Below are 20,403 nucleotides of genomic sequence, written 5' to 3'. Positions count from 1 at the left end.
GTTCCATCTCTTCTGTACATTGCGAAGGTTCATCCGTATGCTCCGCTCCACCGCCCGCCCGACCCGGGCAGCGGCTCTGACCACTGCGGCTCTCGCCGCAGGTCTGCTGACCGCCGCTTCCGGGAGCACGGCGCACGCCATGTCCGGTGACGTCCCGGCCAGTGGCTCCTACGCGTTCACCGCCAAGCTGGACATCGATGCCGGCGGTGCCGGTAAGGAGGGTGACCGGCGTAGCTGCTCCGGTGTCCTGGTCGATGCCGGTTGGCTGCTCTCTGCCGCCAGTTGCTTCGTCACCGATCCCGCCCAGGCCGCTGGTCTGCAGGCCGGCGCGCCCAAGGGTGCCGTCACCGCCACGGTCGGGCGCACCGACCTGAGCGCCTCCGGTGGTCACGTCACGACCGTGACGGAGCTCGTTCCGTACGGCGGCCGGGACCTGGTCATGGCCCGCCTCGCGGTTCCCGCCAAGGGCATCACGCCCATCGCCCTGGCCAGCAGCGCTCCCGCCGCCGGTGAGACGCTCAAGGTCGCCGGTTTCGGCCGTACCAAGACCGAGTGGGTTCCCGGCCAGATGCGCACCGGCGACTTCACCACCGGCACCAGCACCGCCTCCACCCTCAACCTCGCTCCGACCGCGTCCTCCACCGCGGCGATCTGCAAGGGTGACGCGGGTGGCCCGGCCTTCCGTACCGTGGGCGGCAAGCCTCAGCTGGTCGCCGTCAACAGCCGGTCCTGGCAGGGTGGTTGCCTCGGCGTGACCGAGACCCGCACCGGCGCCTCCAGTACCCGTGTCGATGACCTCGGCAGCTGGGTGCAGAGCACCCAGCGCAAGAACCTGTCGATCGCTGCGGGGACCAAGCTGGCGTCGGGTCAGTCGATGACGGGTGCGGACCTGAAGCTGACGATGCGCCAGGACGGCAACCTGGTCGTGACGCACAAGCAGGTCGACGGCGGCGTGCTCTGGTCGACCAACACCGCCGGCAACCCCGGCGCTTGGGCGTACATGCAGACCGACGGCCACTTCGTCGTCTACAAGGCCGACGGCGACCCGGCCACCGGCCAGGGTGTGCTCTGGTACTCCAACACCGCAGGCAACAACGGCGCTTACCTGTCCATCCAGGCCGACGGCAACGTCGTCATCTACAAGGCCGGCGGCGGTGACGGCATCGGCGGCGCGCTCTGGAACACCGCCACCTTCAAGCGGGGCCAGGCCGTCGCCAGTGGCGGTGCGCTGTGGACGGGTGAGTGGATCGAGTCCGCCACGGGCGTGCTGGAGATGCAGCAGGACGGCAACCTGGTCCGCTACGACCGCGGCAGCAGCAACGCCGACTGGGCCTCCGGCTCCAGCGGCCAGAGCCTGTACCTGCGCGTGCAGCCCGACGGCAACGCCATCGTCTTCAACCGCAACGGCGAGAATGCCGCCAACGCTTACTGGAGCAGCGGCACCTACAGCTTCGCCGGTGCGTACATGAAGCTCCAGGACGACGGCAGCCTGCTCATGTTCAAGAAGGGCGGTCCGGAGACGGTCGTCGACTCGGTGTGGAGCACCGGCACCCTGCGCGGCGGCAACGTGGTCAAGCCCGGCAACGTCCTGCGCGCGAAGAGCACCTACCTGACCGTGAACTGGGACGGCAACCTCACCCTGCGCCGCGTCAGCGACCACAGCCTGCTGTGGGAGTCGAAGACCGGTGGTAACAACGGCGCCTACCTGACGACGCAGTACGACGGCAACGTCGTCGTCTACCAGGCGGGCGGCGGCAACGGCAACGGCGGCGTCTGGAACACCGGCACCTTCTGGGCCCCCGGCGCCTACCTGAAGCTCCAGGACGACGGCAACCTCGTCGTCTACAAGGCCGAGGGCGGCGAAGGCATCGGCAACGCCATCTGGAACACCAACACCTTCGCCTGACCTGCCACCAGCAGGAGCAACACGACAGGCCCCGGGGCCTGTGACGCGGCCCGCTGCACTCCGACGTTCAGGGTGCAGCGGGCCCGCTCGCCTACAACTCCCGCGCTGCCGAATGCCCTTGCCGGGCAGCGGCTTCGCACGCTCAACGAAAGCTGAACCCCATGACTCGTAGAATCCGAACCTCCCGGTGGAAGGCCGGCCTGCTCACGGCCGCCGTCACCGCGGGCGGCCTGGCAGCCGGCTCCGGCATCTCCGCCAACGCCGTTGCCGGTGATCCCCCGACCAACGGCTCCTACGCGTTCACCACCAAGCTCGACATCGACGCCGGCGGCACCGGCAAGGAAGCCGACCGGCGCAGCTGCACTGGCGTCCTCGTCGACCCGAACTGGCTTCTCAGTGCCACCAGTTGCTTCGTTGTCGACCCCGCTCAGGGCACCAGTCTGCAGACCGGCGCGCCCAAGGGCACCGTCACCGCCACGATCGGTCGCACCGACCTGAACGCCTCCGGCGGTCACGTCACCACCGTGACGCGGCTCGTGCCCTACGGCGGCCGGGACCTGGTCATGGCCCGCCTCGCGGTTCCCGCCAAGGGCATCACGCCCGTCCCGCTCGCCACCACCGCTCCCGCCGCCGGTGAGACCCTCAAGGTCACCGGCTTCGGCCGCACCAAGACCGAGTGGGTTCCCGGCCAGATGCGCGCCGCCGACTTCACCACCGGCGCCAGCACCGCCGGCGCCCTCAACCTCGCTCCCGCCGCGTCCTCCACTGCGGCGATCTGCAAGGGCGACGCGGGTGGCCCGGCCTTCCGTACCGTGGGCGGCAAGCCCCAGCTCGTCGCCGTCAACAGCCGCTCCTGGCAGGGCGGCTGCCTCGGCGTCACCGAAACCCGCACCGGCGCCTCCAGCACCCGCGTCGACGACCTCGGCACCTGGGTGAGCGGCGTCACCACCCAGGTCAACGCCTCCGCGAACGAGGCCGGCGGCAGCGGCCGCGTACGGTGGGCCGACTTCGACGGCGACGGCAAGCCGGACTACATCACCGTCGCGGACAACGGCGAGGTGTCCGTCTACCTGAACCGCGGCGGTGACACCGCCGGCGGCAACGGCTGGCAGAGCCTGGGCAAGGTTGCCTACGGCGCCACCACCGACCCCACCCGGGTGCGCTTCGCCGACTTCGACGGCGACCGCAAGACCGACTACCTGGTCATCACCCCCGACGGCAAGGTCGACGTCTACCTCAACAAGGGCGGCGAGCAGCCCGGAGGCGGCGGCTGGCAACCCCTCGGCAGCGTCAGCACCGGGGCGACCACCGATCAGAACAAGGTCCGCCTCGCCGACTTCGACGGCGACGGCCGCACCGACTACACCGTCATCGCCGACAACGGCGAGGTCCACGTCTGGCTCAACCGCGGTGGCGACACCACCGGCGCCGCCGGTTGGCAGCCGCTGGGCCGCGTGACCACCGGCCTGACCACCGACCGCACCCAGGTCCGCTTCGCCGACCTCGACGGCGACAGCCGGGCCGACTACTACGTCATCCGCTCCGACGGCCGGGTCGAGGTCTACCTCAACAAGGGCGGCGACACCGCCGGTGCGGGTGGCTGGACCTACTACGGCCAGATCACCACCGGCGCCACCACCAACCAGAACCAGGTCCAGTTCGTCGACTTCAGCGGCGACGGCCACGCCGACTACCTGATCGTCATCGCCACCAACAACAGCGTCGAGGTCTACGTCTGGAAGGGCGGCGACACCGGCAACGGCTGGGCCTACCTCGGCAAGGTCGCCAGCGGCGCCTGACCGAACCACCGGATGTCCATACTGCGGACCGGACCTGCCGATCACCACGGCGGGTCCGGTCCGCGGCGCGTTCGGGCCTGCCGCAACGCTGCCGCAGCGCCGTCGGATCAACGGCGGTCGCCCAGCCGTGAGAGGCTGACCGGACCCACCACGACACCGACCCCGAGCAGGGAGGACAGCCCCGATGGCCGAGCCACGCACGCGGCGCCCGGCACGGCCGCGCGAGGAGGTGTTCGCCACCGCGCGGGCGGCGATCGCCGAGCACGGGCTGGCGAAGCTGACCATGGCCGGGCTCGGGAAGCAGCTGCAGATGAGTGCGGGTCATCTCCTCTACTACTTCGGCAGCAAGGACCAGCTCCTGCTGGAGACGCTCCGCTGGAGCGAGGAGCAGCTCGGCGAACGCCGTCGGGCCGCCCTGGCCGACGGTGAGCTGACGGTCCGGCAGCGGCTGGCCGCGTACGCCGGGCTCTACCTGCCGGAGGGGGCGGGGGATCCGCGGTGGGTGCTCTGGCTGGAGGTCTGGGGGCGTTCGCCGGAGAGTGCCGAGATCCGGCAGGGGCAGTTGGAGATCGAGGCGCCCTGGCAGGCGGAGTTGGTCGCGCTGCTCGAAGAGGGCGTGGCGGGCGGGGAGTTCGGGGTCGGCAGTGACGAAGCCGCCGAGCGTGCGGTGCAGTTGAGGGCGCTGCTGGACGGGCTGGCCGTGCCGGTGGCGATCGGGCTGCCGGGGGCCGACCGGGGCGTGGCGGAGGCACGGTTCGCCTCGGCGTCGCGCGCGCTTCTGCCGGATTGAGAGTTGCGGGTGGCGGCGGTGCGACGCCGTCCGCCGCTTCGGGGCCGGGTAGCGTCGAGGGCAGTCCGCCGGGTGAGGAGAGGGAGTACGTGATGCGCATCGCCGTCGCCGGGGCCACCGGGAACATCGGGGCCCGCACCGCCGCCGCGCTGGAGCGGGACGGCCACCAGGTCGTCCGGATCAGCCGCTCGCTCGGGGTGGATCTGATCACCGGTGACGGGCTGGACGCGGCCCTGGCCGGCGTGGATGCGGTGGTCGACGCCAGTAACGCGGCCTCCGTCGACCGGGACGAGGCGGTCGGCTACTTCGGCACCACCACCCGGCAGTTACTCGCCGCCGGGGCCCGCGCCGGGGTGCGGCACCACGTGCTGCTGTCGATCGTCGGCATCCACGGCGGTGCCGACAACGCCCACTACGCCGGCAAGCGCGAGCAGGAGCGTCTGATCGCGGCGGGGCCGGTGCCGTGGACGGTGGTGCCGTTCACCCAGTTCCACGACTTCGCCGCGATGGTCGCGGACTGGACGGAGCGGGACGGCGTCGCCACCCTCGCGCCACTGCTGGTCCAGCCCATCGACCCCGACGACGTGGCGGACGTGCTCGCCGAGGTCGCGGCCGGGACGCCGCAGGGCCGCCATGTCGACGTGGCCGGGCCGGAGACCCAGGACCTGGTGGACATGGCCCGCCGCACACACCAGGCCCGGGGACGGACGGTGAAGCTGGTGCCGACCTGGTCCGGACCGTTCTCCACCGCGATGGCCGGGAACGTCCTGCTGCCCGGGCCGGGCGCCCGGATCGCCCCGACCACCTTCGAGGACTGGCTGGTGAAGCAGCGCGGCTGACCCGCCGTCCGACGCGTCCTCTGACGCGCCGTCACTCCGTCCAGAGGGCGACGGCGGTGCGGTCGGCGGCGTAGCCCTTGGCGCGGACCTGGATCTGGCGGAGGAAGTCCACCGTGCCCGGCGGGTGCGGGTGGGCCCAGTGGTTGGCGAGGAAGTGGGCCACCGAGGGCTCCTCGGCGAGCGGGTCGGCCAGGCCCGGGGTGCTGAGCAGCAGGATGTCGCCCGGGGTGGCCGGGACCAGCCGGAAGCGGAACGAGCGGGGGTTCGGGCCGGGCTGGAGCGGGGGCTGGCCGTCCGGGTGGTGCAGCAGTCGGGCGGCGTAGGCGTCGATCCAGTGGCCGGAGCGCAGCAGGTAGAGGCCGCCGGGGCCGAGGCCGAAGGCGGCCCGGTGGGTGGCGGTCGGGTCGAGCGAGATCATCAGGCAGTGCAGGGCGGCGTCCTGCGGGGCGTCAGAGGGCACCCCGGGGGCGCGCAGCGGGGCGAACGCGCCGGTAGCCAGGCGCTGGAGCCCGTAGCGCAGCCGGTCCCGCGCGCCCGCGCGCAGGTCCTCGGCGAGCTCCGCCCGGCTCCGGCCGACCGCCGCCGCCAACTGCCGGCAGGCCTCCGCCGCCAGGAGCGAGGGCTCGGGCGTGGTGGCGACCACCGCCAGCAGCAGCCCGTCCTCCCCCTCCCCGAACCGGGTCAGCAGCAGCGCGTCCCGCCGCCCCTCGCCCCGGTACCGGGCCGAGTCCCCCCGCACCGAGACGGCCCGGACGGTCGCCCCGCCGTACTGCGCACCGTCCAGCACCGTGTCGGGTGTCAGCAGGGCCAACTCGTCCGGCTCCAGGGCAGTGACGGCGGTCGGCTCCGGCCCGTACGTCGGCGGGCGGTCGCCCACGTGCGGCACGGGCTGCTGCGCGTACGCCCGCCGGGCGGGCGGCGTCAGCGGCGGGACGGACAGCTCGGCGGACGGTACGACCACCTCGGGCTCCACTGCCTGGGGAACTGTCAGGGGCTCGGGTGCGGACTCCGGTTCGGGCGCGACATCGACGACTGCCTCGGGCTCGGCGACGGACGGCTCGACGGACGCCTCGGGGACTGCGTCAGGGACGGCTTCGGGTTCGGCAGCCACCACCTCCACCGGTGGATCTGACGGAGCGTCCGGAACCCGCTGGGCCCCGATCATCCCTAGCGCCGAGTCGAACCACTCGTCCACGGTCGGTTCCGCAGGCTCGACGGCATCCACCACCACCTCGGCCTCGGGCGCGGCCGCAGGCACCGCCTCGGGCTCCGCCTCCGCCGTCCGCTGGGCCCCGATCATCCCGACCGCGGAGTCGAACCACTCGTCCACCGTTGCGCCCTCGGCCGCCGCGTCGGGCTCCGCCAGGGCCTCCGGCAGGGTGGCCGCCGGACCGGTGTACACCTCGTGCCACCAGCCGTCGCCGCGCTGCAACGGTGTGCCCTGGTTGCTCATCCGGCTGCTCCTCGTGCGTCTCTGGCCACTGCCGAGCGGGGCCTGCTCCCGGACTCGACGTCATTCTTCCGAACGGAGAACGACGCTGTCCGGCAATCGGCGACAACCGGTCACTCCATGGGCTCAGCGGCCGGAACGGCCCCTCCGGCGCGGCCGGTGCGGTGCCCAGCAGGGCGGATTCCCGGCAGGAGGGCGGGAGGGGGGTGGTGATCCGAGACCTAAAGGGGCTCTACCCTCACCCGTTCGGCTGATTAATATGTGCGCATGACCGCGCCGGGTGCCACCAGACCGCAGCCGGGGAGGGCCCGCGCAGGCCACTACCCCGTCGCCGCGCTCTGGGCGTTCCTGCTGGCGGGTCTGCTGCTGGCCCTGCCGTGCTCTGGCCCGGCCCACGCGGTGGCCCGGTCGGCCGCCGCTCCGGCGCCCCTGACCACGGTGACCGCGCTCCCGGGCGCCCACGCAAAGGCCCACACCCAGGCCGCCGGGCAGGGCACCGCGCACCACCGTTCCTCCCCGGCCCAGCTCCCCGTCGAGCTGGTCTGGTGCTCGGTCGACGGCGAGCGGCCGTTCCCGGGCAGCGGATGCTCCGGGCACACGTTCTGCGGGCCGGAGGCCCAGCTGCCGAACGCGCCGCCGCAGCCCGTACCGGCGGTCGCGGCCCAGTTGGTCCCGCCGCAGGTACTGCCCGAGCCCTCACAGCCGACGCCGGTGGGCGATCTCGACCTCGCGCCCGACCTGCACGTCCTCCAGGTCCAACTGAGCTGAGCGGAACCCACCGCCCGAACCACCCCGGCCGACCGGCCGGACCGGGCGGCTCCGCTTCCCCTGCCAATCCGCATACCGCCGGCCGGACACCGCCCGGCGGGGACAAGGACACACTTCCATGGGTTCCGCTTCCAAGCAGCAGCCGACCACCCCCCAGCAGCCCGCCAAGGGCAAGGGCACCGTGAAGGGCAGCACCGCCGAGCGCCGCGCCCGGATCGCCGAGCTGCGCGCCGAGGAACAGCGCCGCGACCGCCGCAACAAGATCGTCGCGATCAGCCTCGGCGTCGTGCTGATCGGCGGCATGATCGGCGGCGGCGCGTGGATCGCGCTCGACGCCAAGGCGAAGAAGGACAAGGAGCGCGCGGCCGCCAACGCCCCGATCGACGGCGTCCAGACCTTCGACAAGCTCTCGCGCAACCACGTCACCACCACCGTGACCTACCCGCAGACCCCGCCGGTCGGCGGCGACCACAACCCGCAGTGGCTCAACTGCATGGGCACCGTCTACGACAAGCCGGTCGAGAACGAGAAGGCCGTGCACGCCCTGGAGCACGGCGCGGTCTGGGTGACCTACAGCTCGAAGGCCTCGGCCGACGACATCACCACGCTCTCCACCAAGGTGAAGGCCACTCCGTACTCCTTCATCAGCCCGTACCCGGACGAGAAGGGCACCATCACCCTGACCGCCTGGGGCACCCAGCTGACGGTGGACAGCGCCGCCGACCCGCGCGTGGGCACCTTCTTCACCAAGTACGTCAACGGCCCGCAGACCCAGGAGCCCGGTGCCTCCTGCAGCGCGGCGGTGATGTGACCGTGACCGTCGAGAACGAGAACGCGACCGTCCGGGACGAGCCGGTGATGACGGAGGGTCAGACGGCGGACGCCCCGTCGCGGAGCAGCCGTCGCCGGGTCTGGTGGCCGGCAGCGCTGGCCGCCGCCGTGGCCCTCGGCCTCGGCGTGCCCGCGCTGGTCAGCAGCAGCTCCGGCGGCACGGCCGCGGCGGCCCCCGCCCAGGAGTCGGCCGAGGCCGGCTTCGCGCGGGACATGTCGACCCATCACCAGCAGGCCGTGGACATGTCGTTCATCGTCCGGGACCGGACCCAGGACCCGGACGTCCGGACCCTGGCCTTCGACATCATCAACACCCAGGCCAACCAGCGCGGCATGATGACCGGCTGGCTGGACCAGTGGGGGCTGACCCAGCACTCCGGTGCCGCCCCCATGGCGTGGATGAAGATGGACCACCGGTTCACCGCCCACGACGGTGCGCTGATGCCGGGCATGGCCACCAACACCGACCTGGACAAGCTGCGTTCGCTCAGCGGCCGGGACGCCGAGGTGTTCTACCTCCAGCTGATGATCGAGCACCACAAGGGCGGGGTCGCGATGGCCCAGGGCTTCCTGGACATCGGCACCGACCCGGTGGAGAAGCGCCTCGCCCAGACCAACGTCAACGGGCAGAGCGCCGAGATCGACCTGATGACCTCGATGCTGGGCACGCGCGGCGCCAAGCCGCTCTCCTAGTGCCGTGCCCGGCACGGCACTAGCCTCCTGGCTTCGGCCTCAGCGTGTCCCGGCCCGACGGGGCGCGGCACGGACGGTACGCCGTCCGCGCCGCGCCCCGTCGGCGTTCCCCGACGCCACGGCCGCCGCGAGGGCGACCAGGACGAGCAGCGCGTAGACCGCCCGGCCACCGGCCGCCGGCCCGGCCAGGTGGACGCCGAGCACCGGCAGGGCGGTGCCGAGCGCCGTACCGAGGCTGCGCACCATGTTGACCAGCCCGCCGCCGACCGCCGAGCTGGCGGCCGGTATGGCCCGCATCACCAGCGCGTTGTTGGCCGGCAGCAGCAGCCCGAGCCCGTACCCGGCGACCGCCAGCGGCACGGCCATCGCCACCGGGGAGACGGGCAGGGCGGCGGCCCCGGCGAGGCCGAGCGCCGCCAGCAGCGCCCCGCAGCGGCAGCGCGCGCCGTCCGTCCAGGCGGCGGGCAGCAGCGCGCCGCCGACGGTGGCCGCCACCGCGAACGCCCCCGGCAGCGCGGTGATCACCAACCCCGCGACCGCGACCGGCACCCCTGCCCCGGCCAGCACCACCGGGCCGAGCACCAACGGGCAGAACAGCAGCAGGTAGCCCACCAGCGCGACCAGCAGGCCGGTCCGGATGCCGGGGGTGTTGACCAAGCCGGGCGGGATCAACGGGCGGTCGGCGCGCCGCTCCTGCCGGGTCAGTGCGAGCGCCAGCACGGTGGCGAGCAGCAGCAGCGCCGCCACCGCCCAGGCGGGGAACGGGAGTCCGGAGGCGGCGGAGAGCCCGAGCAGGGCGGAGGTGGTGGCACCTGCCAGCAGGAGCAGCCCGGCGAGGTCGAACTTCCCCTCGGAGCGCGGGAGTCGGCGGACCGGGCCGCCCTTGTGAGCCGACTCCCCCTCGACTCCCGGGAGCCGGCCATCGCAACCGTCCGCCGGTTGAGTGCGCGCCACCTTCCTTACGGGGCCGGGGAGTTGGCCGACGCAGCCGTCCGGGCGGGTGCGCGGCAACAGGAACCAGCCCGCCACCAGCCCGACCAGCCCGATCGGCACGTTGACCCAGAACGTCCAACGCCAGGAGGCGTGTTGGACCAGCAGGCCGCCGAGGGTCGGGCCCAGCGCCAGCCCCAGCGCCTGGGCGGCGGCCTGCACGCCGAGCGCCGTCCGCATGGCCCGCTCGGGCACGCCGCGGGCGACCAGCGCGACGCTGTTGGCCTGCATCATCGCGCCGCCGACCGCCTGCACGGCCCGGCAGGCCACCAGCGCGCCGAGGCTCCCGGCCGCCCCCGCTCCCGCCGAGGCGAGCGCGAAGACCGCGAAGCCGCCCAGGTAGACCGTCTTGCGCCCGATCAGGTCGGACAGCCGCCCGACCGGGGCGAGCAGCGCCACCAGAACCAGCAGGTAGGCCAGCGACACCCAGGCGACGGCCGCGAAGCCCGCGTCGAAGGCGGACTCCAGGGCGGGGAAGACCAGTGCGGTGACGCTCGCGGTGAGCTGCCCGAGGAAAGCGCCCAGGCAGACCGCGCCGACGGCCAGCCAATGCGCGTAGGGCCGGGTGGCGATCAGCCGTGGCCGGGGTCGCTCGACCAGCAGGCGTCCGGTGAGCTCTCGCACGGTGGTCATGCCCAAAATATATCTGCTGCCGATCCAATCGGTCCACAGAGCTACCGGGCCACTCCTCGGAACGGGACCGGGCCCTCGCGCACCGCCCGCTACGCTGTCGCCCATGTCTTCGCAGCCCAGCCCCGTTCCGTCCGCCCCCACCGACCCCCAGGACGACGACGGCACGCTGGAGCGGGCCCAGCGGCTGACAGACGTGATCACCCGGCTGCGGCGGGCGCTGCGCAGCAGCATCCGCACCGACTACCCGTGGGAGTCCCTGCCGATGGCGCAGGTCGAACTCCTCCAGACGCTGGCCGCCGCCCCCCTCCGGGTCGGCGAACTGGCGGCCCGTCAGCGCCTCGCCCCGAACACCGTGAGCGGCCTGGTCGGCAAGCTCCTCGACGCCGGCTTCGTCGACCGCCAACCCGACCCGGGCGACCGCCGCACCGCCCGCATCGCCCTCACCGACGCCGGCCGCCGCCAACTCCGCGACTGGCAACAGGCCCACGAACGCCGCCTCGCCGACGCCCTCCACAGCCTCGGCGAACCCGACCGCCAAGCCGTCATGAACGCCCTCCCCGGCCTGGAACTCCTCGCCCGAGCCCTCACCTCCCCGGAGGACCGCCCACTCTGACGGTGCGACGGCGGTTCGGTTCGTCCGACCGAACGGTTCGCCGCTCAGAACAGCGCGCCGCGCTCCAGGGCCAGGAGTTGGCGCTTGCGGTCGACTCCTGCCGCGAAGCCGGTCATGGCGCCGTTGGCGCCGAGGACGCGGTGGCAGGGGAGGATGACCAGCAGGGGGTTGGCGCCGACCGCGCCGCCGACCGCGCGGACGGCGGTCGGGGGTTGGCCGGCCATCGTGCCGAGTTCGCCGTAGGTCACCGTCTCGCCGTAGGGGATCTCGGCCAGTGCGGCCCAGATCGCCCGGCGGAAGTCGCTGCCCTCCGGGTCGAGTGCCAGCGAGAAGTCGGTGCGGTCGCCCGCGAAGTACGCGTCGAGCTGGGCCACCACCTCGGTGAAGGCCGCGTCATCGGCCACCCACCCGTCGGCCGGGCCTTCGGGGGCGCCCTTCTGGCCGGGCGCGGTGACCGAGCGCAGCGCGACCCCGCCGGAGCCGTCCGGCACCCCGCTGAGCAGCAGTCGCCCGAGCGGGCTCTCCATCGTGGTGTACACCGTCGCCGTCATGCCGCTCCACTTCCTGACGCACCGTCAATGACCGTCCCCCGCTTGTCCTTCGGAGGATTCTCCCGCACCGGTGGCGTGAGCGAGGCCCACAGCCGGTGCACCGCGTACGAGCGCCAGGGCGCCCAGGCCGCGCCCGCCACCGCCGCCGCCTTCGGGTCGCCGGGGTGCCCGAGCCGGAGCAGGCCGTGCTTGACGCCGATGTCGCTGGGCAGGAAGACGTCCGGATCTGCCAGCGCCCGCATCCGCAGGTAGCCGACGGTCCAGGGCCCGATGCCGGGCAGGGCGAGCAGTTCGGCGGCGGCGGCCTCCCGGTCCACCCCGCCGTCCAGCCGTACCGTGCCGTCCGCGAGCGCCGCGCAGAGCCCGCGCAGGGCGCGCTTGCGCGCCTCGGGCATGGCCAGGTCCTCGGGGGCCGCCCCGGCGAGGGCGGCGGCGGTCGGGAAGAGCAGCCGCAGCCCGCCGTTCGGCTCGGCCAGCGGCGCCCCGTACTTCTCGGCCAGCCGTCCGGCCAGCGTCCGGGCGGCGGCCACCGTCACCTGCTGGCCGAGCACGGCGCGCACGGCCAGCTCGTGCGGGTCCACGTGCCCCGGGGAGCGCACCCCGGGGCGGGAGCGGACCAGCTCGCCGAGCACCGGGTCGGCGCCGAGCTGGCCGTCCACCGCGTCCGGGTCGGCGTCCAGGTCGAAGAGCGCGCGCAGCCGGTGCACGGCGGTGGTGAGGTCGCGCAGGTCGGTGAGCTGGAGGCGGCAGTCCAGCCAGCCCCGGTCCAGGCGTTCGCCGGGGGCCAGACCGTCCACCTCCGCGACGGCGTGGCCGTACGGGAGGGCGAGCGTGCGCCGGTAGGTCCGCACGCCTGACGGGGCGTCGGCCACCACCTCCTCCACGCCGGGGACGGCGCGCAGGGCGAGGAAGTCCAGCAGGTGATCGCTGTCGAGCGCGCCCCGGTAGGCGAGCCGGAGCCCGATCTGCCCGGCGGTGGCGGCGCCGGGGCGGTGGCCGTTGGCCTCGGTGCGCAGGCCGCTGGGGGTGCGGTCGTAGACCTCGCGCACGGTGTCGTTGAACTGGCGGACCGAGGAGAAGCCGGCCGCGAACGCGATCTCGGTGACCGGCAGCCGGGTGGTCTGGAGCAGCAGCCGGGCGGTCTGCGCGCGCTGCGCCCGGGCCAGCGCGATCGGGCCGGCGCCCAGCTCCGCGCTCAGCTGCCGCTGCAACTGCCGTGCGCTGTACCCGAGTCGCTCGGCCAGGCCGGAGACGCCCTCGCGGTCCACCACGCCGTCGCCGATCAGCCGCACGGCCCGGCCGACCAGGTCGGCCCGGTGGTTCCACTCCGGCGAGCCGGGCACCGAGTCCGGGCGGCAGCGGCGGCAGGCCCGGAAGCCGGCGCCCTGGGCGGCGGCGGCGGTCGGGTAGAAGGTGCAGTTGGCGCGCTTGGGCGTGACGGCGGGGCAGCTCGGGCGGCAGTAGATGCCGGTGCTGCTGACGGCGGTGAAGAACACCCCGTCGAATCGGGCGTCCCGGCTGTCCACCGCCCGGTAGCGGGTGTCGTCGGTCAGAGTCTCGGTCACGTCCTCCAGTCTGCGCCACCCCGGAGGGTTCGACTGGCGGGAATCGGACACCGCCGTCGTCTCCGGCGGCCCGGTCGGCGAACGGCGAATGAGAGCGCTCTCACAATTGGCCCGGTACGAGTAAGCTCTGTACCGGCACGTCCCCCGTCCCAGCCCACAGCTCTTCCCGAGGAGTACCGAGGTGGCCCAGCCGCAGCCCGAGGCCGAGTCGGCCGCCCCGCTCTCCCGACCCACTCTGGAGTCGGTCGCGGAGCGCGCCGGCGTCTCCCGCGCCACCGCCTCCCGGGTGATCAACGGCGGCACCGGCGTGCGGGAGCCCCTGCGGGAGAAGGTCCAGCGCGCCGTCGAGGAGCTCGGCTACGTGCCCAACCTGGCCGCCCGCACCCTGGTCACCCGCCGCAACCAGGCCATCGCCGTGGTCGTCGCCGAACCGGAGAGCCGGCTCTTCTCCGACCCCTTCTTCGCCCAGCACCTGCGCGGCATCAGCCGCGAACTCTCCGCCGCCGACAACCAGATGGTGCTCCTCTTCATAGAGGACCAGCAGGACTACCAGCGGGTCGGCCGCTACCTGGCCGGCGGCCACGTGGACGGCGCCCTGCTCTTCTCCCTCCACCAGAGCGACCCGCTGCCCGAGATGGCCCGCCGGGTCGGCCTCCCCACCGTGATCGGCGGCCGCCCCGGCTGGCCCGGCGCCGAATCCGACCGCGAACTGGTCTACGTCGACAGCGACAACCGCGGCGGCGCCCGCACCGCCGTCCAGCACCTGCGCTCCCTCGGCCGCACCCGGATCGCCACCATCACCGGCCCGCTCGACCAGACCTCCTCCATGGACCGCCTCGACGGCTACCGCGACCTCCTCCCCGACGGAGACCCCGCCCTGATCGCCGAAGGCGACTTCACCCCCGAGGGCGGCCGCCGCGCGATGGCCGAACTCCTCGACCGCCGCCCCGACCTCGACGCCGTCTTCGCCGCCTCCGACCAGATGGCCTCCGGTGCCCTCCACATCCTCCGCACCCACGGCCGCACCGTCCCCGACGACGTCGCCGTGGTCGGCTTCGACGACGTCGAATCCATCGCCGCCTGGACCGAACCCCCACTCACCACCATCCGCCAGGACATCGAGGAAATGGGCCGCCTGATGGCCCGCCTCCTCCTCCGCCGCCTCAACACCCCCACCCAACCGTCCCCCACCTCCGTCATCACCCCCACCCGCCTGATCCTCCGCGGCTCCGCCTGACCCTCCGGCGGCGGCGCACCACGAGTCCCTGCCAGGTGTCCGGGTGTCCGGGTGTCACAAGCTCCAGAGGCCCTTCACCAACGTGCTGAGCCCGCCCGCCAGGGCGATGGTCAGGACTGTGCGGCGGGCCCAGTGTTCCGGGACGCGGCCGGAGAGGGCGGCGCCGACTGCGGCTCCGCCGGCGATGGCGGCGGCTGTGAGGGACCAGGCGAGGGGGGAGAGGTGGGGGAGGCCCTTGGCGGTGACGGAGAAGACGTTGACGACGAAGCCGTAGAAGAGGGCGTTGGGGAGGAACTCGCGGACGGTCCAGCCGGCGTTGACGGCGTAGAGGGAGAGGGCCGGACCGCCCACGCCGGCCGCGGAGTTCATGAAGCCGCTGGCCGCCCCGGCGGCCACCGCACCGCCGGTGCCGCGCAGGGTGGCGGCCCGGGCGCCGCCCAGGACCAGCGCCACGGCGAGGGTCACCACCGAACCGATGGCGAGCAGCAGGACCGGCTCCGGCAGGCGGCCGGCCACCCACACGCCGGCGGGGACGGTGCAGCCGGCCGCCAGGACCAGCGGCACCATCGCCCGCGGCCTGACCTCCCGCCAACTCCCCGCCAGGCCGAGCAGACTGACCACGCCGGAGGCGCAGTTGGCCAGGGCCACCCCGTCCCCCGGGCCGATCAGCAGGGCGAGCACCGGCACCGCGACCAGCGCGAGACCCATCCCGGCCATCCGCTGGACCGTCGAGCCGAGCAGTACCACTCCGCCCAGCCACAGTTCCGCCACCCACCCAGTCGTCATGCCCGGCACTCTGCTCCGCCTGCCCCGGCGCGATCAAGAGGTTTCCGGCCGCGCCCGGTCGGTGGGATGATGCGCCGTCATGGACGGAGAGACGTGGAGCGCCCAGGCCGGGTACGGGGTGCGGTTCGAGTGGGGGCCGGTCGGCGCGGCGCGGCTCGTGGGGGCCGGGGCGGCGGCGCTGGTCGTGGTGGACGTGCTGTCGTTCACCACGGCCGTGAGCGTGGCGGTGGAGCGCGGGACGCGGGTGTACCCGTACCCGTGGCGGGACGGCACCGCCCGGGAGTTCGCGGCCCGGCACGGGGCGGACCTGGCGGTCGGACGGCGGGAGGCCACGCAGCGGGATCCCTGGTCGCTCTCCCCCGCGGCGCTGCGCGAGGCGCCGTTCACCCCGCGCCTGGTGCTGCCCTCGCCGAACGGCTCCGCCATCGCCGCGGCCGCCGAGGGCCTGCCGGTGTACGCGGCCTGCCTGCGCAACGCCACCGCCGTCGCCCGGTACCTGCACGCGCAGGGCTACGGCACGCCCGAGCGACCCCTCGCCGTGGTCGCCGCCGGTGAACGCTGGCCGGACGGTTCGCTCCGTCCCGCCGTCGAGGACCTGCTCGGCGCCGGTGCGGTGATCGCCGCCCTGCCCCGGAGCGCCACCCGCTCCCCGGAGGCCGCCCTCGCAGCGCTCGCAGCCGCGACCGACCTCGCCGCCACCGTCCGGGCCTGCGCCTCCGGCCGCGAACTGGCCGACGGGGGCTGGCCGCAGGACGTCGCGGTGGCCGTCGAGCGCGACGCCTCCACCACCGTCCCGCTCCTGACGGACGGTGCCTTCGGGGCCGCCCGATGACCACCACCTGGGACCACGCGGCGGCCGGCGTGCTCCGCCTCCCGTCCGGACGGCTGGTGCGCGGCCGCGGCCTGAGCCGTCCCCTGCCGCCGGGCCCGGAGCCGGAGTTCGCACTCTACCTGCTGGGCCGTCAACCCCCGCCCGTGGCCTGGGAGTTCCGCTGGCTCCGGTGGCCGGACTTCCGCCTCCCGGCCGACCCGGCCGCCACCACCGAGGCGCTCCGGGAGGCCTGGCGGCGCTGCGCCGCCGAGCGGGTGGAATTCGCCTGCGCGGGCGGCCGCGGCCGCACCGGCACCGCCCTCGCCTGCCTCGCCGTCCTGGACGGGGTCCCCGCGGACCAGGCCGTCGACTACGTCCGCGCGCACTACTCCCCGCACGCGGTGGAGACCCCGTGGCAACGCCGCTACGTCGCCCGGTTCACCGGCTCCTCCTGAGCCTCGCGAGCCCCGCGAGCCACCTGAGCCACCTGAGCCGCCTGGCCTGACGGGGCCTCGGGAGCTGCCGGTTCCTCCTCAGCCGCCGGGGCCGCGGCGAAGGCGAGCCGAGGGAGGGCGGTGGGGTGGTGGTGCCGGAGGTGACGGATCAGCTCCTCCCGTGCCCAGCAACGGAGTTCGAAGGCGTCATCGGCGTTGCGGGCCGTCATCAGGGCCCGGACCACGATGGTGCTCGGCGTGGTGTCGACCACCTGGAGGGCACGGCCGACGCCGTCCCAGAGCGGGTGCTCGGCGATCCGGCGTTCGAACTCGGCGCGCAGCTCGCCGACGGGGGTGCTGTGGTCGAGGTGGAGCACGGCGGTGCCGGTGATGCCGGGGCCGCGGCGGGACCAGTTCTCGAAGGGCTGGCCGACGAAGTGCGAGACCGGCATGACGATCCGTCGCTGGTCCCAGGTGGCGATGGCGACGTAGGTGAGGGTGATCTCCTCCACGGTCCCCCACTCCCCGTCGACCACCACCACGTCGTCGATGCCGACCATGTCGCTGAAGGCGAGTTGGAGCCCGGCGAAGAGGTTGCCGAGGGTGCTCTGGGCCGCCACCCCGAGCACCAGCCCGACCAGTCCGGCCGAGGCCAGCAGGCTGGTGCCGACCGTGCGGACGGCCGGGAAGGTCATCAGGACGCCGGCCAGCGTGAGCACCGCGATGGCCGCCCCGCAGACCCGGCCGAGCAGGCTCGCCTGCGTCCGCACCCGCCGCACCCGGGCGGGATCCCGCCGCCCGGCCGCGTACCGGCTCAGCCCGGTGACCAGCATCAGCGCCACCATCCGGGCGGCCAGCCACCCACAGCTCACCAGCAGGGCGAGCAGCAGCGCGTGCCGCACCACCCCCACCCCGGCCACCGGCACTCCGGCCAGCAGCAGCGCCGACCCGGCCGCCGCCAGGAACGGCGTCCGGCAGCGCCGCAGCACCGGCCAGGCGACGGCCTCCGGGTGGGCGGCGGTGAGCCGCCGCAGGGCGCGGCGCACCACCCGGTCCAGCACCAGCAGCAGTACCAGGACGGCGGCCACCGCCACCGCCGGGCGCAGGACGGTCCAGATCTGCACGCCTGAGCTCCTCGTTCTCTCTCCTGTACGCGGGCTCTCTCGTCCGCACGGGACTCGTCCGCACGGGAAGGGGCAGGTGGTGAGCGGCCGTCAGGCCGCGCGGCGTCGCGTGGCGCGGAGCATCCGCGCCCGCTCGTCCTCGGTCAGCCCGCCCCAGACCCCGTACGTCTCGTGCGCGAGCAGCGCGTGGCGCAGGCAGGCCTCGCGCACGGGGCAGCGGGCGCAGACCTCCTTGGCGCTCGCCTCCCGGGCCTCCCGCTCGGGCCCGCGTTCGCCGAGCGGCGTGTAGAACATGTCGGTGCTGACGGTGCGGCAGGCAGCGCGCAGCTGCCAGCTCCACTGGTGTTCGACGGCGCCGGGCAGGCGCGAGACGACGGTCATGGGTGCTCCTTCGCTCGTTCCGTTGGTACGGCCCGGGATTCGTCTCACCCCGTTGCGCGGGGCGAAACCCACCCTCTGCATACCAACCGTCCTTGTGGCACAAGCCACTTGTCCGTGAAGACCTGCCACCGCGATCCGGACGCGCCGTGCCGACCCTGTGACGATCGCGTGTGTACGGACATGGCGCGCGGCACCGCGGGTAACCGCGTTCCCATCGCGGAAGCCCGAGGAGAGGAACGACATGGCGACCATCACGACCGCCCTGGCGGACACCGGCCCCGTCCCGCCCACCCCCTCGGGGCTGCGCCGGACCGCCCTGGCCGGCCTGCCCGATCTGCAAGAGGGGCCCGAGCTCGACCGACCCCGCGAAGTGGCCGCACCGGACGCCCGCCAGCTGTCCCGCGCGCTCTTCGCCCGGCTGCACGAACTCGAGGAGGGCACGCCGGAGTACTCCTACGTGCGGGCCACCCTGATCGAGCTGAACGTCTCGCTGGTGCGGTTCGCGGTGCGGCGCTTCTCCGGCAGCCGGGAGCCGCTGGAGGACATCGTGCAGGCCGGGACGGTCGGCCTGATCAAGGCGATCGACCGCTTCGAGCCCGAGCGGGGGCTGGAGTTCACCACCTTCGCCGTGCCGACCATCGTGGGCGAGGTCAAGCGCTTCTTCCGGGACAGCACCTGGGCGGTGCACGTCCCGAGGCGGCTCCAGGAGGCCCGGCTGGCCGTGGTGCGGGGCAGTGACGAGCTGGAGCAGCAGCTGGACCGAAGCCCGACCGTGCCCGAACTCGCCGAGCACCTCGGCCTCTCCGAGGAGGAGGTGGTGGAGGGCATCGGCGCGGCCGAGGCCCGGACGGCCAACTCGCTGGAGGCCCGGCTGGACTCCGTCGACGACGGGGAGGGCCCTGCCCTGGAGGCCCTGCTCGGCGCGGAGGACCCGCACTTCGAACAGGTCGACGCCGTCCAGACCTTGAAGCCGACCATCTCCGCACTGCCGGAGCGGGACCGCCGGCTGCTGGCGATGCGCTTCGGCGAGGAGCTGACCCAGTCCCAGATAGGCGAGCGGCTCGGCGTCTCGCAGATGCACGTCTCCCGGCTGCTCGCCCGGGTGCTCGGTGAGCTGCGCACCGCCATGGACGCGGACCGGTCCTGACCCGCCGTGCACAGGGGCGACAGGACGGGCACGGGAGAGCACGGGAACGAGAGATCGGAGGTGGCCGGTGGCGGCGAAGGCGTCACGGACCCGCCCCCCGCCGTCGGCGCGGGTGCGCCGGCTGGACCTGGCCGGGCTGCCGGCCCCGGTCACGGCCGCCCGTCAGGTGGTCCTGGTGACGCTGGCCGACTGGCTGGTCGGCCGGCCGGGCCGCGGCGATGTCGCCCTGGTGGCGGGCGAGTTGGTGGCCAACGCCGTCCAGCACGGCGGCGGCCCGCGCAGCCTGGTGCTGACCGACCTCGGCCCGCCGGAGCACGGCCCGGCCGCCGTCCGGGTCGAGGTCACCGACACCAGCCCGCGCACCCCGGCCCAACGTCCCGGCGGCTACGGCCTGTTGGTGGTCCACCACCTCAGCCGCGCCTGGGGCTTCCACCCCACCCCGCCCGGCAAGACCGTCTGGGCCGACGTCCCGCACCACCCCGGGTGACGGCGCCTCAGACCTCGATCGCACCGCCGACCCGGCGCAGGTGCTCGCGGAAGGTGTAGGCCGGGTCGGTGGCGCGGCGGGCCAGGTAGTCCTCGAAGGAGGTCTGCCGACGCAGGGTCTCACCGGCCCGGATGCGGTCGGCCTGGGTCCGTTCGGTGGTGTGGATCGCGGTGGCGGTCTCGGCCAACTCCCGTGCCCGGGAGGCGGGAAGGAAGAGCACGCCGTCCCGGTCGGCGACCACCAGGTCCTCCGCCGTGACCAGATGGGGGCCGAAGCGGGCCGAGACGAGCGTCTCGGGTGCGCGCGGGTCAGCCCGGAGCGGGCCGAGCGGGTTGCTGCCGTAGCTGAACACCGGCAGGCCGATCTCCTCCAGCTGCGGGGTGTCCCGGTGCAGGCCCCAGATCACCACGCCCGCGATCCCGGCGGCGGCGGCCTCCAGCACCGCGAGGTCACCGACGCAGGCCTCGTCCGTCCGGCCGCCGTTGTCGATCACCAGCACCTCACCCGCGCCGGCCGTGCCGAAGGCCTCCAGGAAGACGTCCACGCTGCCGTGGTGCCGCACCGGCAG

21 protein-coding genes are annotated in these 20,403 nt (G+C 74.0%); 13 read left to right on the top strand and 8 right to left on the bottom strand.

The annotated features are described in order from the left end of the window. The first annotated feature begins 37 nt into the window (after positions 1 to 37). The 4 genes from ACZ6ZR_RS08100 to ACZ6ZR_RS08085 all read left to right on the top strand — a co-directional run bounded on the left by ACZ6ZR_RS08100 (position 38) and on the right by ACZ6ZR_RS08085 (position 5,334). A complete protein-coding gene (locus ACZ6ZR_RS08100) occupies positions 38 to 1,906 on the top strand; it encodes a trypsin-like serine protease (protein ID WP_465640571.1) in 1,869 nt (622 codons plus the stop codon). Between the two features lie 161 nt (positions 1,907 to 2,067). Beyond that, complete coding sequence (locus ACZ6ZR_RS08095; protein WP_465640569.1) at positions 2,068 to 3,705, top strand: FG-GAP-like repeat-containing protein; 1,638 nt, start codon at positions 2,068 to 2,070, stop codon at positions 3,703 to 3,705. A gap of 184 nt (positions 3,706 to 3,889) precedes the next feature. Next, the gene (locus ACZ6ZR_RS08090; protein ID WP_465640567.1) at positions 3,890 to 4,495 is read left to right on the top strand and encodes a TetR family transcriptional regulator C-terminal domain-containing protein; all 606 of its coding nucleotides are present in this window, start codon (positions 3,890 to 3,892) and stop codon (positions 4,493 to 4,495) included. A 92-nt stretch (positions 4,496 to 4,587) separates the two neighbouring features. Further along, entirely contained in the window at positions 4,588 to 5,334 is a 747-nt protein-coding gene (locus ACZ6ZR_RS08085) for an SDR family oxidoreductase (protein ID WP_465640565.1), read from the top strand. A 31-nt stretch (positions 5,335 to 5,365) separates the two neighbouring features. On the opposite strand, the gene ACZ6ZR_RS08080 is transcribed toward ACZ6ZR_RS08085, so the two are convergent. After that, positions 5,366 to 6,787 (bottom strand): protein phosphatase 2C domain-containing protein, encoded by a 1,422-nt coding sequence (locus tag ACZ6ZR_RS08080; RefSeq protein ID WP_465640563.1) that lies wholly within the window; start codon positions 6,785 to 6,787, stop codon positions 5,366 to 5,368. Between the two features lie 264 nt (positions 6,788 to 7,051). Here ACZ6ZR_RS08080 and ACZ6ZR_RS08075 point away from each other — a divergent pair, with 264 nt between their 5' ends. The 3 genes from ACZ6ZR_RS08075 to ACZ6ZR_RS08065 all read left to right on the top strand — a co-directional run bounded on the left by ACZ6ZR_RS08075 (position 7,052) and on the right by ACZ6ZR_RS08065 (position 9,076). Next, entirely contained in the window at positions 7,052 to 7,552 is a 501-nt protein-coding gene (locus ACZ6ZR_RS08075; protein ID WP_465640561.1) for a hypothetical protein, read from the top strand. A gap of 118 nt (positions 7,553 to 7,670) precedes the next feature. Further along, the gene (locus tag ACZ6ZR_RS08070) at positions 7,671 to 8,363 is read left to right on the top strand and encodes a DUF3105 domain-containing protein (RefSeq protein WP_465640559.1); all 693 of its coding nucleotides are present in this window, start codon (positions 7,671 to 7,673) and stop codon (positions 8,361 to 8,363) included. A 47-nt stretch (positions 8,364 to 8,410) separates the two neighbouring features. Beyond that, positions 8,411 to 9,076 carry a DUF305 domain-containing protein gene (locus ACZ6ZR_RS08065; RefSeq protein ID WP_465640765.1) on the top strand — a complete coding sequence of 222 codons (666 nt, stop codon included), beginning with the start codon at positions 8,411 to 8,413 and terminating at the stop codon, positions 9,074 to 9,076. A 39-nt stretch (positions 9,077 to 9,115) separates the two neighbouring features. Here the strand turns inward: ACZ6ZR_RS08065 and ACZ6ZR_RS08060 are convergent, their stop codons facing one another. Continuing rightward, positions 9,116 to 10,699 (bottom strand): MFS transporter, encoded by a 1,584-nt coding sequence (locus tag ACZ6ZR_RS08060; protein WP_465640557.1) that lies wholly within the window; start codon positions 10,697 to 10,699, stop codon positions 9,116 to 9,118. 103 nt (positions 10,700 to 10,802) lie between these two features. Between ACZ6ZR_RS08060 and ACZ6ZR_RS08055 the strand changes: the two genes are divergently transcribed. Further along, on the top strand, positions 10,803 to 11,312 hold the full coding sequence (locus ACZ6ZR_RS08055; protein ID WP_465640555.1) for a MarR family winged helix-turn-helix transcriptional regulator: 510 nt from the start codon (positions 10,803 to 10,805) through the stop codon (positions 11,310 to 11,312). 44 nt (positions 11,313 to 11,356) lie between these two features. Here the strand turns inward: ACZ6ZR_RS08055 and ACZ6ZR_RS08050 are convergent, their stop codons facing one another. Next, entirely contained in the window at positions 11,357 to 11,863 is a 507-nt protein-coding gene (locus tag ACZ6ZR_RS08050; protein ID WP_465640553.1) for a methylated-DNA--[protein]-cysteine S-methyltransferase, read from the bottom strand. Next, positions 11,860 to 13,428 (bottom strand): DNA-3-methyladenine glycosylase 2 family protein, encoded by a 1,569-nt coding sequence (locus ACZ6ZR_RS08045; protein ID WP_465640551.1) that lies wholly within the window; start codon positions 13,426 to 13,428, stop codon positions 11,860 to 11,862. Before ACZ6ZR_RS08045 ends, ACZ6ZR_RS08050 begins: the two co-directional genes overlap by 4 nt. Before the next feature lie 181 nt (positions 13,429 to 13,609). Between ACZ6ZR_RS08045 and ACZ6ZR_RS08040 the strand changes: the two genes are divergently transcribed. Further along, the gene (locus ACZ6ZR_RS08040; protein ID WP_465640549.1) at positions 13,610 to 14,665 is read left to right on the top strand and encodes a LacI family DNA-binding transcriptional regulator; all 1,056 of its coding nucleotides are present in this window, start codon (positions 13,610 to 13,612) and stop codon (positions 14,663 to 14,665) included. 54 nt (positions 14,666 to 14,719) lie between these two features. Here the strand turns inward: ACZ6ZR_RS08040 and ACZ6ZR_RS08035 are convergent, their stop codons facing one another. Beyond that, on the bottom strand, positions 14,720 to 15,451 hold the full coding sequence (locus ACZ6ZR_RS08035; protein WP_465640547.1) for a TSUP family transporter: 732 nt from the start codon (positions 15,449 to 15,451) through the stop codon (positions 14,720 to 14,722). A 79-nt stretch (positions 15,452 to 15,530) separates the two neighbouring features. Between ACZ6ZR_RS08035 and ACZ6ZR_RS08030 the strand changes: the two genes are divergently transcribed. Together ACZ6ZR_RS08030 and ACZ6ZR_RS08025 are read left to right on the top strand one after the other, a co-directional pair. Continuing rightward, positions 15,531 to 16,283 (top strand): 2-phosphosulfolactate phosphatase, encoded by a 753-nt coding sequence (locus tag ACZ6ZR_RS08030; protein ID WP_465640545.1) that lies wholly within the window; start codon positions 15,531 to 15,533, stop codon positions 16,281 to 16,283. Further along, a complete protein-coding gene (locus tag ACZ6ZR_RS08025) occupies positions 16,280 to 16,717 on the top strand; it encodes a protein-tyrosine phosphatase family protein (protein ID WP_465640543.1) in 438 nt (145 codons plus the stop codon). The genes ACZ6ZR_RS08030 and ACZ6ZR_RS08025 overlap by 4 nt, the downstream gene beginning before the upstream one ends. Here ACZ6ZR_RS08025 and ACZ6ZR_RS08020 read toward each other — a convergent pair. Continuing rightward, positions 16,687 to 17,820 (bottom strand): mechanosensitive ion channel family protein, encoded by a 1,134-nt coding sequence (locus ACZ6ZR_RS08020; protein WP_465640541.1) that lies wholly within the window; start codon positions 17,818 to 17,820, stop codon positions 16,687 to 16,689. The genes ACZ6ZR_RS08025 and ACZ6ZR_RS08020 overlap by 31 nt on opposite strands. Before the next feature lie 90 nt (positions 17,821 to 17,910). Then, positions 17,911 to 18,201, bottom strand: coding sequence for a WhiB family transcriptional regulator (locus tag ACZ6ZR_RS08015; RefSeq protein WP_465640539.1), 291 nt, complete (start codon positions 18,199 to 18,201; stop codon positions 17,911 to 17,913). Between the two features lie 241 nt (positions 18,202 to 18,442). On the opposite strand from ACZ6ZR_RS08015, the gene ACZ6ZR_RS08010 reads away from it, so the two are divergent. Then, the gene (locus tag ACZ6ZR_RS08010; RefSeq protein ID WP_465640537.1) at positions 18,443 to 19,348 is read left to right on the top strand and encodes a SigB/SigF/SigG family RNA polymerase sigma factor; all 906 of its coding nucleotides are present in this window, start codon (positions 18,443 to 18,445) and stop codon (positions 19,346 to 19,348) included. A 112-nt stretch (positions 19,349 to 19,460) separates the two neighbouring features. Further along, on the top strand, positions 19,461 to 19,835 hold the full coding sequence (locus tag ACZ6ZR_RS08005; protein WP_465640535.1) for an ATP-binding protein: 375 nt from the start codon (positions 19,461 to 19,463) through the stop codon (positions 19,833 to 19,835). 7 nt (positions 19,836 to 19,842) lie between these two features. Here ACZ6ZR_RS08005 and ACZ6ZR_RS08000 read toward each other — a convergent pair. After that, on the bottom strand, positions 19,843 to 20,403 hold a 561-nt coding region (locus ACZ6ZR_RS08000), incomplete at its 5' end, for an RraA family protein (RefSeq protein ID WP_465640533.1).

This window comes from Kitasatospora sp. NPDC088742 (assembly GCF_055584905.1).
Note: the sequence above shows the minus strand (reverse complement) of the source record. Positions and strands in the feature narration are given on the sequence as shown.

Bases quoted from the DNA above. Each gene is read 5' to 3' on its own strand.
- ACZ6ZR_RS08050 (WP_465640553.1), bottom strand. From the start codon at position 11,863: ATGACGGCGACGGTGTACACCACGATGGAGAGCCCGCTCGGGCGACTG.
- ACZ6ZR_RS08090 (WP_465640567.1), top strand. From the start codon at position 3,890: ATGGCCGAGCCACGCACGCGGCGCCCGGCACGGCCGCGCGAGGAGGTG.
- ACZ6ZR_RS08080 (WP_465640563.1), bottom strand. From the start codon at position 6,787: ATGAGCAACCAGGGCACACCGTTGCAGCGCGGCGACGGCTGGTGGCAC.
- ACZ6ZR_RS08025 (WP_465640543.1), top strand. From the start codon at position 16,280: ATGACCACCACCTGGGACCACGCGGCGGCCGGCGTGCTCCGCCTCCCG.
- ACZ6ZR_RS08070 (WP_465640559.1), top strand. From the start codon at position 7,671: ATGGGTTCCGCTTCCAAGCAGCAGCCGACCACCCCCCAGCAGCCCGCC.
- ACZ6ZR_RS08065 (WP_465640765.1), top strand. From the start codon at position 8,411: ATGACGGAGGGTCAGACGGCGGACGCCCCGTCGCGGAGCAGCCGTCGC.
- ACZ6ZR_RS08085 (WP_465640565.1), top strand. From the start codon at position 4,588: ATGCGCATCGCCGTCGCCGGGGCCACCGGGAACATCGGGGCCCGCACC.
- ACZ6ZR_RS08055 (WP_465640555.1), top strand. From the start codon at position 10,803: ATGTCTTCGCAGCCCAGCCCCGTTCCGTCCGCCCCCACCGACCCCCAG.
- ACZ6ZR_RS08015 (WP_465640539.1), bottom strand. From the start codon at position 18,201: ATGACCGTCGTCTCGCGCCTGCCCGGCGCCGTCGAACACCAGTGGAGC.
- ACZ6ZR_RS08095 (WP_465640569.1), top strand. From the start codon at position 2,068: ATGACTCGTAGAATCCGAACCTCCCGGTGGAAGGCCGGCCTGCTCACG.
- ACZ6ZR_RS08035 (WP_465640547.1), bottom strand. From the start codon at position 15,451: ATGACGACTGGGTGGGTGGCGGAACTGTGGCTGGGCGGAGTGGTACTG.
- ACZ6ZR_RS08060 (WP_465640557.1), bottom strand. From the start codon at position 10,699: ATGACCACCGTGCGAGAGCTCACCGGACGCCTGCTGGTCGAGCGACCC.
- ACZ6ZR_RS08075 (WP_465640561.1), top strand. From the start codon at position 7,052: ATGACCGCGCCGGGTGCCACCAGACCGCAGCCGGGGAGGGCCCGCGCA.
- ACZ6ZR_RS08010 (WP_465640537.1), top strand. From the start codon at position 18,443: ATGGCGACCATCACGACCGCCCTGGCGGACACCGGCCCCGTCCCGCCC.
- ACZ6ZR_RS08030 (WP_465640545.1), top strand. From the start codon at position 15,531: ATGGACGGAGAGACGTGGAGCGCCCAGGCCGGGTACGGGGTGCGGTTC.
- ACZ6ZR_RS08100 (WP_465640571.1), top strand. From the start codon at position 38: ATGCTCCGCTCCACCGCCCGCCCGACCCGGGCAGCGGCTCTGACCACT.